This window comes from Flavobacterium sp. HNIBRBA15423 (assembly GCF_052655965.1).
Genome location: NZ_CP199751.1, coordinates 2,473,334 through 2,488,040, shown reverse-complemented (window position 1 = coordinate 2,488,040; position 14,707 = coordinate 2,473,334). Strand labels below are relative to the sequence as shown.

The window sequence follows — 14,707 nt, the reverse complement described above, 5'->3', positions numbered from 1 at the left end:
TTTTTTTTATTGTTGGACATCACAAAAATAGTTAGTTTTGTGGAACTATTTAGTTAAAATAAATATAAACAAATTTTATGCCAAAACCTAGATAATGAGCAAAAACTTAACAACAAGAGCAGAAGATTATTCGAAATGGTATAACGAATTAGTTGTAAAAGCTGATTTGGCCGAAAATTCAGGAGTGAGAGGATGTATGGTAATCAAGCCATATGGTTATGCAATTTGGGAAAAAATGCAAGCTGAACTTGATAAAAAATTTAAAGAAACAGGACATAGTAATGCCTATTTTCCTCTTTTTGTTCCAAAAAGTATGTTTGAAGCAGAGGAAAAAAATGCAGAAGGTTTTGCTAAAGAATGTGCTATTGTTACGCATTATAGACTAACAAATGACCCTGACAATAAAGGAAAACTTATTGTAGATCCTAAAGCAAAATTAGAAGAGGAACTTATTGTTAGACCTACTAGTGAAGCAATTATTTGGAGCACATATAAAGGTTGGGTACAGTCTTATAGAGATTTACCTTTATTAATAAATCAATGGGCAAATGTGGTGCGCTGGGAAATGAGAACACGTTTGTTTTTAAGAACTGCGGAGTTTTTATGGCAAGAAGGGCATACTGCGCACGCAACTAAAGTAGAAGCTATTGAAGAATCTGAGAGAATGATGAATGTGTATGCTGATTTTGCTCAAAATTTCATGGCTATTCCAGTTGTAAAAGGATTAAAAACTGAGTCGGAACGCTTTGCTGGAGCTGAAGAAACCTATTGTATTGAAGCTTTAATGCAAGATGGTAAAGCACTTCAAGCTGGGACATCTCACTTTTTAGGACAAAATTTTGCTAAAGCCTTTGATGTGAAATTTGCAAACAAAGAAGGGAAACAAGAATATGTTTGGGGTACTTCTTGGGGTGTTTCAACTCGTTTAATGGGAGCTTTGGTAATGACTCATTCAGATGATAATGGTTTGGTTTTACCTCCTAATTTAGCTCCTATTCAAGTTGTAATTGTTCCAATTTATAAAACGGACGAGCAACTGAAAGCTATTTCAGAACAAGTAAATGAGTTAGTAGAGAAATTAAGGAAACTAAATATATCAGTTAAATTCGATGACAGAGATACTCACAAACCAGGATTCAAATTTGCTGAATGGGAATTGAAAGGTGTTCCTGTTCGCTTAGCTATAGGTCCTAAAGATTTAGAAAATGGAACTTATGAAGTTGCAAGGAGAGATACTTTAACGAAAGAAGTTGTAGCGAAAGATGGAATAGCTATTTATCTTCAAAATTTATTAGAAAGAATACAAAGAGATTTATTCAATCGTGCAGTTGACTATCGAACAGAACATACTACTGAAGTTAATTCTTTTGAAGAGTTTAAAGACATTTTAGAAAACAAGGGAGGTTTTATTTCTGCACATTGGGATGGATCGTCTGAAACAGAAGAAATGATTAAAGATTTAACAAAAGCAACAATAAGATGTATTCCTTTAGATCGAGTTGAGGAAGCTGGAAAATGTGTGTTTTCTGGAGCTCCTTCAGTAGGGAGAGTCTTATTTGCTAAGGCTTATTAAAAAAAAATAAAAATTTTTCGAAAGATGCTTGTGAGAATAAAAAAAAATTGTAGTTTTGCATCCGCATTCGAGAAATAATGGTCCGTTCGTCTAGGGGTTAGGACGCCAGGTTTTCATCCTGGTAACACGGGTTCGATTCCCGTACGGACTACAAAAATATCTCAAGGCCCGTTCGTCTATCGGTTAGGACGCCAGGTTTTCATCCTGGTAAGAGGGGTTCGATTCCCCTACGGGCTACTAGATTAGTTGTGAAATAGTTTTGTAAAATAAAATTTTAGTGTCTCAAGATTTTGTTTTATTAGTTAAAACCAAAGTGATTATTTAGTAATTGTGGGAGGTTTTTCTTTTTTAACTAGTAGTTTATAACATTATTACAATTAAAAAAAGAACAAAATGGCAAATCATAAATCTGCTTTAAAAAGAATTAGAAGTAACGAGAAGAAAAGAGTGTTAAATAGATACCAACACAAAACAACTCGTAATGCTATCAAAGCTATTCGTTTAGCTACAGACAAAACAGAAGCTTCTGAAAAGTTATCTACTGTAATTTCTATGATTGATAAATTAGCTAAGAAAAATATTATTCATAATAATAAAGCTTCTAATTTAAAATCTAAATTAACAAAACACGTTGCATCATTATAATTATTTAATTATAATTCTAAAAATCTATATAAAGCTCTCTTTCGGGAGCTTTTTTGTATATTATATTTATGTTATTTATAATTTACTTAATTCATATATAGTGTTTTATCCAAAAAAAAACTTTACTTTTGCACCTTCAAAAAAATAGTTAAATGACATCTATTAGAAACATCGCAATTATTGCACACGTTGACCACGGTAAAACTACATTGGTTGACAAAATCATGTATCACTGCCAATTATTTCGTGAAAACGAAAACACAGGTGATTTAATACTTGATAACAACGATCTAGAACGTGAAAGAGGAATTACTATTACTTCTAAAAATGTATCTGTAATCTATAAAGGAACTAAGATTAATATTATAGACACTCCAGGTCACGCGGATTTTGGAGGAGAAGTTGAACGTGTATTAAATATGGCAGATGGTGTTTGTCTATTAGTTGATGCATTTGAAGGACCAATGCCTCAAACTCGTTTTGTTTTACAAAAAGCAATAGATTTAGGGTTAAAACCTTGTGTTGTTATTAATAAAGTAGACAAGGAAAATTGTACACCAGAGGAAGTTCATGAAAAGGTTTTTGATTTAATGTTTGAACTTGGTGCTACTGAGGAACAATTAGATTTTCCAACTGTTTATGGTTCTGCAAAGAATAACTGGATGTCTGATGATTGGAAAGATCAAACTTCAAATATAGAACCATTATTAGATATGGTTTTAGCGAATGTACCTGCTCCAAAAGTTTCTGAAGGAACACCTCAAATGTTAATTACTTCTTTGGATTTTTCTAGTTTTACTGGGCGTATCGCTATTGGTCGTTTAGAGAGAGGAATTTTAAGAGAAGGAATGCCAATTTCTTTAGTAAAGAGAGATGGTAAAATAATAAAATCTAGAATTAAGGAACTACATACTTTTGAAGGTTTAGGAAGAAGAAAAGTAGAAGAAGTTATAGCTGGAGATATTTGTGCTATTGTTGGTGTTGAAGGATTTGAAATAGGTGATACTATTGCTGATTTTGAAAACCCAGAAGCTTTGCAAACTATTGCAATTGATGAGCCAACTATGAGTATGTTATTCACAATTAACGATTCTCCTTTCTTTGGTAAAGAAGGTAAATTTGTTACATCTAGACACATTAGAGATAGACTAACTAAAGAGCTTGAGAAAAACCTTGCAATGAAAGTTGGAGAAACTGATTCTGCTGATAAGTTTATGGTTTTTGGTCGTGGAGTACTTCACTTGTCGGTTTTAATTGAAACAATGAGAAGAGAAGGATATGAATTACAAATTGGTCAACCACAAGTTATTATCAAAGAGATTGATGGAGTAAAATGTGAACCAATAGAAGAGTTAACTATTGATTTACCTGAACATCTTTCAGGAAGAGCTGTTGAATTTGTTTCTGTTAGAAAAGGAGAAATGTTGAGTATGGAAGGTAAAGGTGATAGAATGATAGTAAAATTTAACATTCCTTCTCGTGGTATTATAGGTTTACGTAATCAGTTACTTACAGCTACAGCAGGTGAAGCAATTATGGCTCACCGTTTTATTGGATATCAACCGTTTAAAGGAGATATACCAGGAAGAAATAGTGGTTCATTAATTTCTATGGAGAATGGAAAAGCAATTCCTTATTCTATTGATAAATTACAAGATAGAGGTAAATTTTTCGTTGATCCTAACGAAGACATTTATGAAGGTCAAGTTATTGGAGAGAATACACGTAGTGATGATATGGTTGTTAATGTTACTAAAACCAAAAAATTATCAAATGTTCGTTCTTCTGGTGCTGATGATAAAGCAAGAATTATTCCTGCAATTAAGTTCTCTTTAGAGGAAGCTTTAGAATATATTCAAAAAGATGAATATGTAGAAGTTACTCCTAAATCATTACGTTTACGTAAAATTTATTTAAATGAGAATGATAGAAAACGTTTTAAAATATAATTAAAATTATAAACTGCCTTGAAAAAGGCAGTTTTTTTATACCTAAAAGTTATGAAAGTAAAATTAAAATATGGGATTGGTCAATTACTTTTTGGAATGAAACAAAAAGATGTAGAAGCTATTTATGGAAAACCTAATAAGCAATATAATGATGATGAAGATAATATTGTATATGTTTATAATGACCATAAAATGAGATTGACATTTTATGATGAAGAAGAGTTAAGATTGGGTTATATCACTTCTACAAACAATGAATTGGAATTATTTGATTCAAAAATAATTGGTAAACCTTGGAGTGAAATACAAAATTTATTAAACCAAAATAAATTATCTGATTTTGAAACAGAGGTTGTTGATGGAACTGAAAATTATTTTTTTGAAGACAATTGGTTATTTGTAAACGTGGATTATGATTTAGTTTTTAAAATTGAACTTGGAGCTGTTTTTAATAATCAGGATGAATTTGATTGGAAATTTTAATTCTATTGCAAATAAAAAAATAGAAAAAAGCTATATTTTAATTAATATGGCTTTTTTTTGGCTATAATAAGTTTTATTAATTTTGATTTGTAAATGCGATTTAAAAGTTTTGGAAAAAATAAATTTAGAATTTAAAAATGAATAAAAAAATTATTCTATTACCATTTCTTTTAATTGACTTCTGTATCTTTCAAGAATCATAGTTTTATGGATGAATCCAAAGAACAAACCATTTTTAAATACAGGTAATATTGAGGTGTCTGTTTTTTCAAATTTATCTAAAATATTTTCGATACTATCATTGTGTAAAATAATTTCTTTTGGAGCCTGCATGATTTCATGTGTTGAAGTATATTTGACTTTAAAAGCTGAAAATATTATTGATCTAATTTTATTGTCATCTAAATATATTAATCCTAAAAACTCTTGTTTTTCATTAAGTACAGGAAAAACAACATCATCTGAATATTTAATAATTTCTACAAAATTTTCTAATGAATTTGATTCTTGAACAACTTTATAATTGGTTAGTATAAAATTTGAAATGTGTAATGATGTTAATATGTTTTTATCTTTATCATTGGTAAAAACCTCACCTTTATCTGCGAGATGTTTTATATCAAAAGAATGAGGTTCAAATCTTTTAGAAATAGCAAAACTAACAGACGATACTATCATCAACGGTACCATTAGATCATAACCACTTGTTATTTCTGCAATTAAGAAAATTGCAGTTAAGGGTGCATGAAATAAACCGCTTAAAACACCAGCCATTCCAACTAAAGTAAAATTACTTACCGATAGATGCTTTGTTACTCCTAGCAGATTAGAAAGTTGAGCAATGAAAAAACCTAAATAAGAACCTACAAATAAAGAGGGTGCAAAATTACCTCCATTTCCTCCAGAACCTAATGTTAAACCAGTAGCATATACTTTTATCATCATAGTTATTCCAACAAAAAATAGAAGTATCCAACTGTTAGATTTATAATCACTTAATAAGGTGTTTTCTAAAATCTTTTCAGGGTTAGCATTAGCTAAAGTTTTAATGCTTTCATATCCTTCACCGAATAATGATGGAAATAAAAAAATTAAGATTGCCAATAAAGAGGCTCCATACAAAGCTCTTCTGTAATTACCCATTTTTAGATTAGCAAAATGATGTTCAACTTTTCTAAAAATTCTGGCATAATAAATAGACATAAAACCAGATAGAAGTCCAAGGATGATGTATTGAGGTATGTTATGATAATCAAAAGCTTCTCCTTGTTTAAAAACCAATAAAATAGACTCGTTTAAAATTATTGTTGATACTAATGCACCTGTTGCAGCACTAATCATAATAGGAATAAAGGCAGTTATACTTATCTCTGCCAAAACCACTTCGATCGCAAAAAGGACTCCAGCTATAGGAGCGTTAAATGCAGCAGCAATTCCCGATGCTACACCACAAGCTAAAAGTAAAGATCTATCTTTATAAGTTAGTCTGTAATTTTGGGCATAATTACTTCCGAATGCGGCACCAGTTATTGTAATGGGAGATTCTAATCCAGCACTTCCGCCTAAACCAACAGTAAATGAGCTAGTTAGTATTTGAGAATACATTTGCTTGACAGGCATTATTCCTCCTTTTTTAGCAACTGCATACATGATATGAGAGGTTCCTTTTTGTATGGAGCCATCTAATAGTTTTTTTACAATAATTACTGTTACAAGAATACCAATTATTGGTAATATACTATTACTATAAGGTAAATGAAGTGAATTATTAAGATTTTGAGCAAAGTTATAAACGAAGTGTGCAAATGCTTTTAATAAAATAACCGCTAAAGCTGAGGATGTACTAACGAGAACACAAGAAAAATAAATAAATTGCCTAGGTGTAAGTAAAGATTTTAGAATAAAAACTAATCGTTCTAATCGTTTAAATCCTTTGCTTACTAATTGAATAATTGATTTCTTCTTCTTGGTAGACATTAGAAAATTTAAAATTTCTGCGAAGTTAGGGTTTAATTAAAATATACACTAGTCATTCATTATTTTTTCTGATGCCATTTTTTGAATATCTTCAAAGAATATAGTGAATTCTTGTTCAAAATCGTCATAAAATAATTGTAATTCTTCAACTGCATATTGCATCTTTGACTGAAATTGAGTACGATAATCCATTTGGTATAAAATTGTACCTATTCCATCAATACTAGCATAACTTAATAACCAATTTTGTTTTACCATATTAGGGTACATTTTTTGAATTTTTAAAGTTAATTTGTCAAAATTTGTATCTAACAAATGGTAGAATTTGGAAACATAGGTATCTAATGGAATAGAGGAATAATTATTCCAGTTTTTTGCTAAAAAATGATCATAAAAAATATCCATTATTACACCAGAATAATGACCATATTTTTCATGAAGACGATGCTTACTTTTTCTAAATATAGGATGTGTGTCTGTAAATGAATCAATTGCTCGATGAAGTAGAATACCTTTTTTTATATCTTTTGGAAAGTCATTATAATTATCACCTTTAATGCCATCGGCCATAAAATTTCCTATTTTTATTAAATCATTGTCACCAGAAAGATAAATATGAGCTAGGAAATTCATTCTTTATATTTTTTTAATTACGTTTTCGAATATCATATTTATTAATAATCGTAAATATAGTGAAATTTACCAAATTTTTTTTTCACCTTCAACTTCCTATCTTTGTTTCTTAAAATAATAAAAATATGACCTTAATAAAATCAATATCTGGAATACGTGGAACTATAGGGGGAAAAGTAGGTGATAACCTCACACCAGTGGATGCTGTTAAATTTGCTTCTGCTTATGGAACTTTTTTAAAAAAGGGAAGAAATTCTAATGATAATTCTAGATTAAAAGTAGTAATAGGTAGAGATGCCCGAATTTCTGGACCAATGATTCATAATTTGGTACAAAATACTTTAGTAGGATTAGGAATTGATGTTATAGATTTAGGATTGTCAACAACACCTACAGTTGAAATTGCTGTACCTTTAGAAAAAGCAGATGGAGGAATTATATTAACGGCTTCTCACAATCCAAAACAATGGAATGCCTTAAAATTATTAAATAATAAAGGTGAATTTTTGAATGGAAATGATGGTGCAAAAATTTTAGAAATTGCTGAGGCTGAAGCCTTTGATTTTTCAGATGTAGATAGTCTAGGCGTGGTAATTGAAAATTCTTCATATATGGATATTCATATAGATGAAGTTTTGGAGATGGCATTAGTAGATGTTGAAACTGTAAAAGCAAAGAAATTTAAAGTTGTTGTGGATGGTGTAAATTCATCTGGAGGAATCATTATTCCTAATTTGTTAGAACAAATGGGAGTAGAAGTAGTAAAATTGTATTGTGAACCTAATGGTCATTTTCCACATAATCCAGAACCTTTGAAGGAGCATTTAGGAGATATATGTAAATTAGTTATTGAAGAGAAAGCCGATTTTGGTATTGTAGTTGATCCTGATGTAGATAGATTGGCTTTTATTTCAAATGATGGTGAAATGTTTGGAGAAGAATATACTTTAGTAGCTGTTGCGGATTATGTTTTAAGTAAAATCAAAGGTAATACGGTGTCAAATATGTCATCTTCACGTGCTTTAAGAGATATTACAGAAAAGCATGGAGGAAAGTATTATGCTAGTGCTGTTGGTGAAGTAAATGTAGTGTCATTAATGAAAGAAACAAATGCTGTCATAGGAGGAGAAGGAAATGGAGGAATTATTTACCCACAAAGCCATTATGGAAGAGATAGTTTAGTTGGTGTGGCTTTGTTTTTGACTCATTTAGCCCATTTAGATATGACTGTAGCACAATTAAGGGCTAGTTATCCTCAATATTATATGAGTAAAAATAAAATAGAATTAACTCCTCAAATTGATGTTGATTTAATTTTGAAATCAATGACTGAGAAATATAAAAATGAAGATATTTCTACAATTGATGGAGTTAAGATTGATTTTCCTACAGAATGGGTTCACTTAAGAAAATCAAATACAGAACCTATAATTAGAATTTACACAGAAGCATCTACTCAAAAAGATGCAGATATTTTAGCAGAACGATTTGTAAATGAGTTGAAAGAAATTGCAGGTATTTAATTAAATAAAAGCCCTAATTTAGAATCAAATTAGGGCTTTTATTATTTCTTTTTATTCTCTTTTTTTTGTTTTTTTACTTTCTGTTTTTTAGGCTTTTTGTATTTGACAATATGCTCTTCATTATATTGATAGGGTGTATGACCACTTATTTCTAATTCAACTTTACGTGCTGTTCCTAAATTTATGTTAGCAAAAATAGAAGGGACAGTAACAGAAACCGACCATTTGCCATTTTCAAGATGTAAATACACTCTTTTTTCAACATCATAATAGAAATTTTGATCTGGAAAATAAATGTGTTTTGTTTTTGCTCTGTATCCATGTGCAGGAGCCCAAGGTGGTGGACCTTGTGAAAAAATGTCCTGTGGTATGATAAAGAATAGTGTTAGTGATAAAACAAAAAATAATTTTCTTAATTCAAATTGATATGTTCTCATAATCTTTGTTTTTATACTTTCATCAAAATTTAATTTATAAATATAATAAATAAATTGGATATGTATCTGAACAATTATGTAAATCTAAGATTATTAATAATTTATGCATAATAGTATTTTGAAGTGAATTGAAATTATTATTTTTAAATTGAAGGTTGTATATATTTTTTCAAAAAAAAGAAAAAAATGGTAGGGTTAAACTGTATTAAATTGTTATAGTATAATATAAAAATCAACGGCATAACCTGAAAAGCCAAAAAAGAGTAAGGAAAACAAACAAACATTTATGAAAACAAAACTATTATTAATTATTGTAACAACGGTATTTTTTGGAACTGTAAATTTATTAGCTCAAGATTGTACTGGCTTTAAAACATTCACAATTGGCGGATGGGGAACAAATTGTCATGGACAAAATCCAGGATGTTATCGTGACGCAAATTTTGAATTGGCATTTCCAAATGGATTAACAATAGGTTGTGGAGATAATCTACTAAAATTCACATCTTCTTCAGCAATTAAAGATTTTTTACCTTCTGGTTCAACACCTAGAGCATTGGATGAAGGAACTTTAATTGACCCAGGAAAATCATATAAAAATGTTTTAGCTGCTCAATTAGTTGGAGTTACATTGGCAGTTGGATTTGATGAATATGATGAAGATTTTTCTTCAAATTGGCAATATTTTGCAAATTTAATTATAGCAAGCGGAACATTTGAAGGAATGTCAGTTTATGATTTCTTGGAATTAGCTAACAATGTAATTGGTGGTTGTACAACTGGCTATTCATTTAGTGATTTAAATGCAACTGCAACAGCTATTAATGAAAATTATGTAGGTGGTAATATAGATAATGACTATTTAATATGTCCTATTATATATGAAGAAAAGTCTAGCGTGAATATTTATCCAAACCCAATGAAAAATAATTCAACATTAGATTTTTCTTTTAATTATAACACCAACATTAGTATTGAACTATATAATATGAATGGTCAATTAATTAATGAAATTTATAATAACAATATTAAGTCCGATGTGAAGTATAGTGTAAATATTGATGCAAGTACATTAAAGTCAGGAATCTATTTTGTAAAATTAATTACTGATAATTATATTTATAATAAAACAGTAACAATTACTAACTAAAAAAGATATTATTTTACTATTGCAAACATTATTTGAGTTTAGTTGTTTAGGTTATAATTAGCTTTTGAAATTATACTGAATCATAATTAGAGTAAAATATTTTAAGAGCAAGATATTCGGTATAAAATCTCGAGAAAAGAAAAAGGCTTTTTTACAATTGTGAGAAAGTCTTTTTCTATTAAATAATTCACTAAATAAATTTGATGTTGAAGTGAAATGATAAAAAGAATTTTTTTTATTCTTCTTAAATCTTAGAATAGTTCTTTTTTTTAAAGTTTGGTTTCTTGAATTTTTATAAAGAGTATCTTTGTTAAAAAAACGGAGATGCTTTTTTCTTTTATTATACCAGTTTATAATCGACCAGATGAAATAGATGAATTGTTAAAAAGTCTTGTACTTTTCGACTTCGATGATTCTTTTGAAGTAGTAGTGGTTGAAGATGGTTCTTTGGTACCATGTAATGATATTGTAGAAAAATATAAGGATGTATTAAATATATCTTATTATTTTAAACCTAACTCTGGTCCTGGTAATTCTCGTAATTTTGGAATGCAAAAAGCTAAAGGAGATTATTTTATTATTTTAGATTCTGATTGCATACTTCCTAAAGAATATTTAAAAGTTGTTGCATCATCTTTAAAAGCTGATTTTGTTGATTGTTTTGGTGGTCCAGATAAAGCTTTGGATTCCTTCTCTACAATTCAAAAAGCGATTAATTTTTCAATGACCTCATTTTTAACTACTGGTGGTATAAGAGGAGGAAGTGAAAAAGTGGGTAAATTTCAACCAAGAAGTTTTAACATGGGTTTGTCTAAGAAAGCTTTTGAAGCATCAAAAGGTTTTGGAAATATTCATCCTGGTGAAGATCCAGATTTATCAATTCGATTATGGGAATTAGGTTTTTCAACGAGACTTATAAAAGAAGCTTACGTATATCATAAAAGAAGAATCGATTGGAATAAATTTTACACACAAGTAAACAAGTTTGGTAAAGCAAGACCAATTTTAAATTTGTGGTATCCTAAGTATACAAAAATTACATTTTGGTTTCCTTCTTTATTTTTATTAGGGTTTGTTTTTAGTCTAATTCTAGTTGTTTTTTCAATTCCTTATTTCTTTTTCTTTTTCTTATTTTACTTTGGAATGATTTTTGTAGGTTCATTAGTACAAAATAAAAGTATTGAAATTGCGTTTTATTCTATAATTGCCACCATTATTCAGTTTTATGGATATGGTGTTGGGTTTTTAAAATCTTTTATTAATTTATTTTTATTAAAAAAGAAACCTGAAAGCGCACATCCAGAATTATTTTTTAAGAAGTAATATGACTAAAATTATTGGATTAACAGGAGGAATAGGTAGTGGAAAAAGTACTGTGGCAAAATATATTGCCTCTAAAGGTATTCCTGTTTATATAGCAGATGATGAGGCAAAAAAAATAATGACTAAGAAAAGTGTAATTCATGAAATTCAAAATCTTTTCAAAGAAAATATTATTCTAGAAAACGGTCAATTAGATAGAAAAAAAATTGCTGCAATTGTTTTTCAAGATTCTAGTTTATTAAAAAAGCTTAATGAAGTAGTTCATCCAAAAGTTAAAAAACATTTTGAAAAATGGTTAGAAAAAAATAAGGAAGCATCATTTGTGGTAAAAGAAGTTGCTATATTGTTTGAAACAGGTGGAAATACAGAGTGTGATAAGGTTATTCTAGTTACAGCACCCGAAGATGTTAAGATAAATAGAGTAATGAAAAGAGATAATGTTAGTCGAGAAGAAATACTAAAAAGAATGAAAAATCAGCTTTCTGATGCTGAAAAATCAATGAAAAGTGATTATGTTGTAACAAATGTTAAAATAGACGACACATATATGGAGATTGATGAAATTCTTAATTTTTTAAAAATATCGTAATAAATGCCATTAATGTTAATCTTTGGTTAATGTTTTAATAGGCTTAATGTTAAAATACTAATTTTGTATTGATGAATAAGAAGAGGTTTCGACTATTGGTTTTCTTAATGAGTTTGTCGCTCATTGGGATAATTTTAGTACAATTATACTGGATAAATACTTCTTTAAAGAAGAGTGAAGAAGAATTTAAACTTCATGTTCAGCAAGTTATAGGTAATGTAGCTCAGTTAATCGATAATAAAGAGTTTTTTTCGTTTTACGAACAATACTATAAAATAAAAGATAGTATTGGTAAAGAACCAGAAACAAAAACTTTAAAAGAGTTTTTTTTTATGGAGCGTAATAAGAAAACGAATGAAACAATTATTTATACTAGTTCATTAGTTTCTCAAGATTATGGGATTAATGGTTCGTTCTTTGATAAAAACGCAGATACAATTAAAGTAGGTAATATTTTAGCAAATAGAAAAACAGAAATATACGCTGGAACAGTATTAGACAATAGTTCTGTTGAACTTAATAGAAAACCTGATATAACAATTGAAAAATCAGGAAGTTTATCCTCATTTGATAGAGCTAATTACCAATTATTGTTTAGAGATATTGTTTCTCAAAGACCTATTCAAGATAGAATAAGTAAAGAGGATTTAAATAAATATTTAAAAAATGAGTTAGAAAAATATCAAATTAAAACACCTTATGAGTTTGCTATTTATAGTAATGGTTTAGCAACAAAGATTCGTTCGGATCGCTTTAAATATGATAAAAGATCAACGTATGGAATTCCTGTATTTCAGGATAATGAAGGAATGAGTCAATACCAATTATTAGTAACATTTCCTCAAAAGAGTAAATTCTTTTTTTCATCAATATTAGGAATTACAATGTTGTCTATTTTGTTTACTTTAATTATAGTAGTAACGTTTTCAAGTGCATTAAATCAGTTGATTACTCAGAAACAAATTTCTGAAATAAAAACCGATTTTATTAATAATATGACACATGAGTTTAAGACACCTATTGCTACAATTAATTTAGCTTTAGATGCTATTAAAAATCCAAAAATTATTGATGATAAAGAGAGAGTGCAGCGTTATCTTCAGATGATAAAGGATGAAAATAAGAGAATGCATGCACAAGTTGAAAATGTATTGCGTATTTCAAAATTAGAAAAGAAAGAATTAGATATATCAAAAGAACCAACAGATGTTTTAGGTATTATTGATGATGCCATTGAACATATAAGCCTAATTATTGAAGATAGAGAAGGTAAGATAATTAAACATATAGAAGCAAAAAGGACTACAATTTTATTAAACGAGGTTCATTTTACAAATGTGTTAGTAAATATTCTTGATAATGCTGTTAAATATTCTCCAGGCATTCCTGTAGTAGATATTTATGTTGAGAATATTAAAGATTATATAATAATAAAAATAAAAGATCAAGGTGCTGGAATGAGTAAAATAGCTCAAAAAAGAGTTTTTGAAAAATTTTATAGAGAGCATACTGGGGATTTACATAATGTTAAAGGTCATGGTTTAGGTTTGGCTTATGTGAAGCAAATTGTTGATGACCATAACGGACAAATATTTGTTGAAAGTGAAAAAGGAAAGGGTAGTGTTTTTATCTTAAAAATGCCCTTAATAAATTAAAGAAATATGGAAGCAAGAAAAATTTTATTAGTTGAAGATGACCCAAATTTCGGTGCTATACTGAAAGATTATTTAATCATTAATGATTTTGATGTAACCTTAGCCAAAAATGGTATGGAAGGTTTTGAGAAATTTAAAAAAGATATTTACGATTTGTGTATCTTGGATGTAATGATGCCATATAAAGATGGTTATACTTTAGCTAGAGAAATTCGTGAGAAGAATCAAGAAGTGCCTATTATTTTCTTAACAGCAAAAACGCTAAAAGAAGATGTTTTAAAAGGGTATAAAGTAGGTGCAGATGATTATTTGAATAAGCCGTTTGATTCTGAGGTTTTATTAATGAAAATAAAGGCAATTATTCAAAGAAAAGCTTCTGAAGTTAAACCAGACAATACTAAATTTGAGTTTGAAATAGGTAAATTTCATTTAAATTCAAAATTACGTTTCTTGTCATTTCAAAATGAAGAACCAGTTAAGTTGTCTCCTAAAGAATGTGAACTTTTGAAAATGTTAGCTTTACATGAAAATGATTTAATGCCTCGTGAATTAGCATTAACTAAAATTTGGAGAGATGATAACTATTTTACTTCAAGAAGTATGGATGTTTATATTGCCAAATTAAGAAAATATATGAAATTAGATGAAAATGTAGAAATTCTAAATATTCATGGTGAAGGATTTAGATTGGTTGTTAAAAAATAACCATAGTAGATATTAGATATATTTTTAGACATAAAGTTTGTACAAAAAAGCTTCGATTTTTCGAA

General features: G+C 28.8%; 13 protein-coding genes and 2 tRNA genes. 12 read left to right on the top strand and 3 right to left on the bottom strand.

All coding sequences use genetic code 11. From position 1 onward, the window contains the following. Positions 1–94: 94 nt before the first annotated feature. The 6 genes from proS (at position 95) to ACULEV_RS11135 (ending at position 4,650) form a co-directional block, all read left to right on the top strand. The gene (proS, locus tag ACULEV_RS11160) at positions 95–1,573 is read left to right on the top strand and encodes a proline--tRNA ligase (protein WP_445455134.1); all 1,479 of its coding nucleotides are present in this window, start codon (positions 95–97) and stop codon (positions 1,571–1,573) included. 79 nt (positions 1,574–1,652) lie between these two features. Next, positions 1,653–1,724, top strand: a tRNA-Glu gene (locus ACULEV_RS11155). A 14-nt stretch (positions 1,725–1,738) separates the two neighbouring features. After that, positions 1,739–1,810, top strand: a tRNA-Glu gene (locus ACULEV_RS11150). 156 nt (positions 1,811–1,966) lie between these two features. Further along, positions 1,967–2,218, top strand: coding sequence for a 30S ribosomal protein S20 (gene rpsT, locus ACULEV_RS11145; protein ID WP_445455133.1), 252 nt, complete (start codon positions 1,967–1,969; stop codon positions 2,216–2,218). 152 nt (positions 2,219–2,370) lie between these two features. Then, positions 2,371–4,167, top strand: a complete 1,797-nt coding sequence (gene typA, locus ACULEV_RS11140) for a translational GTPase TypA (RefSeq protein WP_445455132.1) — start codon at positions 2,371–2,373, stop codon at positions 4,165–4,167. A gap of 51 nt (positions 4,168–4,218) precedes the next feature. Beyond that, positions 4,219–4,650, top strand: a complete 432-nt coding sequence (locus tag ACULEV_RS11135; RefSeq protein WP_445455131.1) for a hypothetical protein — start codon at positions 4,219–4,221, stop codon at positions 4,648–4,650. Positions 4,651–4,800: 150 nt separating this feature from the next. Here ACULEV_RS11135 and ACULEV_RS11130 read toward each other — a convergent pair whose 3' ends face one another. Both ACULEV_RS11130 and ACULEV_RS11125 read right to left on the bottom strand, forming a co-directional pair. Further along, on the bottom strand, positions 4,801–6,627 hold the full coding sequence (locus tag ACULEV_RS11130) for a chloride channel protein (RefSeq protein ID WP_445455130.1): 1,827 nt from the start codon (positions 6,625–6,627) through the stop codon (positions 4,801–4,803). A gap of 48 nt (positions 6,628–6,675) precedes the next feature. Then, on the bottom strand, positions 6,676–7,260 hold the full coding sequence (locus ACULEV_RS11125) for an acyl carrier protein phosphodiesterase (RefSeq protein WP_445455129.1): 585 nt from the start codon (positions 7,258–7,260) through the stop codon (positions 6,676–6,678). Positions 7,261–7,385: 125 nt separating this feature from the next. On the opposite strand from ACULEV_RS11125, the gene glmM reads away from it, so the two are divergent. Next, a complete protein-coding gene (gene glmM / locus ACULEV_RS11120) occupies positions 7,386–8,783 on the top strand; it encodes a phosphoglucosamine mutase (RefSeq protein ID WP_445455128.1) in 1,398 nt (465 codons plus the stop codon). 41 nt (positions 8,784–8,824) lie between these two features. Here the strand turns inward: glmM and ACULEV_RS11115 are convergent, their stop codons facing one another. Further along, positions 8,825–9,220, bottom strand: coding sequence for a hypothetical protein (locus ACULEV_RS11115; RefSeq protein WP_445455127.1), 396 nt, complete (start codon positions 9,218–9,220; stop codon positions 8,825–8,827). Between the two features lie 286 nt (positions 9,221–9,506). On the opposite strand from ACULEV_RS11115, the gene ACULEV_RS11110 reads away from it, so the two are divergent. The 5 genes from ACULEV_RS11110 (at position 9,507) to ACULEV_RS11090 (ending at position 14,642) form a co-directional block, all read left to right on the top strand. Further along, a complete protein-coding gene (locus tag ACULEV_RS11110; protein WP_445455126.1) occupies positions 9,507–10,370 on the top strand; it encodes a T9SS type A sorting domain-containing protein in 864 nt (287 codons plus the stop codon). Between the two features lie 324 nt (positions 10,371–10,694). After that, the gene (locus ACULEV_RS11105) at positions 10,695–11,693 is read left to right on the top strand and encodes a glycosyltransferase (protein WP_445455125.1); all 999 of its coding nucleotides are present in this window, start codon (positions 10,695–10,697) and stop codon (positions 11,691–11,693) included. A 1-nt stretch (position 11,694) separates the two neighbouring features. Beyond that, on the top strand, positions 11,695–12,282 hold the full coding sequence (gene coaE, locus ACULEV_RS11100; protein ID WP_445455124.1) for a dephospho-CoA kinase: 588 nt from the start codon (positions 11,695–11,697) through the stop codon (positions 12,280–12,282). A 71-nt stretch (positions 12,283–12,353) separates the two neighbouring features. Then, the gene (locus ACULEV_RS11095; RefSeq protein ID WP_445455123.1) at positions 12,354–13,937 is read left to right on the top strand and encodes a sensor histidine kinase; all 1,584 of its coding nucleotides are present in this window, start codon (positions 12,354–12,356) and stop codon (positions 13,935–13,937) included. Between the two features lie 6 nt (positions 13,938–13,943). Continuing rightward, a complete protein-coding gene (locus ACULEV_RS11090; RefSeq protein ID WP_445455122.1) occupies positions 13,944–14,642 on the top strand; it encodes a response regulator transcription factor in 699 nt (232 codons plus the stop codon). The last annotated feature ends 65 nt before the right edge of the window (positions 14,643–14,707 follow it).

Excerpts from the sequence above, each read along its gene's own strand:
- ACULEV_RS11095 (WP_445455123.1), top strand. The coding sequence starts at position 12,354 with ATGAATAAGAAGAGGTTTCGACTATTGGTTTTCTTAATGAGTTTGTCG.
- glmM (WP_445455128.1), top strand. The coding sequence starts at position 7,386 with ATGACCTTAATAAAATCAATATCTGGAATACGTGGAACTATAGGGGGA.
- ACULEV_RS11125 (WP_445455129.1), bottom strand. The coding sequence starts at position 7,260 with ATGAATTTCCTAGCTCATATTTATCTTTCTGGTGACAATGATTTAATA.
- ACULEV_RS11105 (WP_445455125.1), top strand. The coding sequence starts at position 10,695 with ATGCTTTTTTCTTTTATTATACCAGTTTATAATCGACCAGATGAAATA.
- ACULEV_RS11115 (WP_445455127.1), bottom strand. The coding sequence starts at position 9,220 with ATGAGAACATATCAATTTGAATTAAGAAAATTATTTTTTGTTTTATCA.
- ACULEV_RS11130 (WP_445455130.1), bottom strand. The coding sequence starts at position 6,627 with ATGTCTACCAAGAAGAAGAAATCAATTATTCAATTAGTAAGCAAAGGA.
- ACULEV_RS11135 (WP_445455131.1), top strand. The coding sequence starts at position 4,219 with ATGAAAGTAAAATTAAAATATGGGATTGGTCAATTACTTTTTGGAATG.
- coaE (WP_445455124.1), top strand. The coding sequence starts at position 11,695 with ATGACTAAAATTATTGGATTAACAGGAGGAATAGGTAGTGGAAAAAGT.
- ACULEV_RS11090 (WP_445455122.1), top strand. The coding sequence starts at position 13,944 with ATGGAAGCAAGAAAAATTTTATTAGTTGAAGATGACCCAAATTTCGGT.
- ACULEV_RS11110 (WP_445455126.1), top strand. The coding sequence starts at position 9,507 with ATGAAAACAAAACTATTATTAATTATTGTAACAACGGTATTTTTTGGA.
- typA (WP_445455132.1), top strand. The coding sequence starts at position 2,371 with ATGACATCTATTAGAAACATCGCAATTATTGCACACGTTGACCACGGT.
- proS (WP_445455134.1), top strand. The coding sequence starts at position 95 with ATGAGCAAAAACTTAACAACAAGAGCAGAAGATTATTCGAAATGGTAT.
- rpsT (WP_445455133.1), top strand. The coding sequence starts at position 1,967 with ATGGCAAATCATAAATCTGCTTTAAAAAGAATTAGAAGTAACGAGAAG.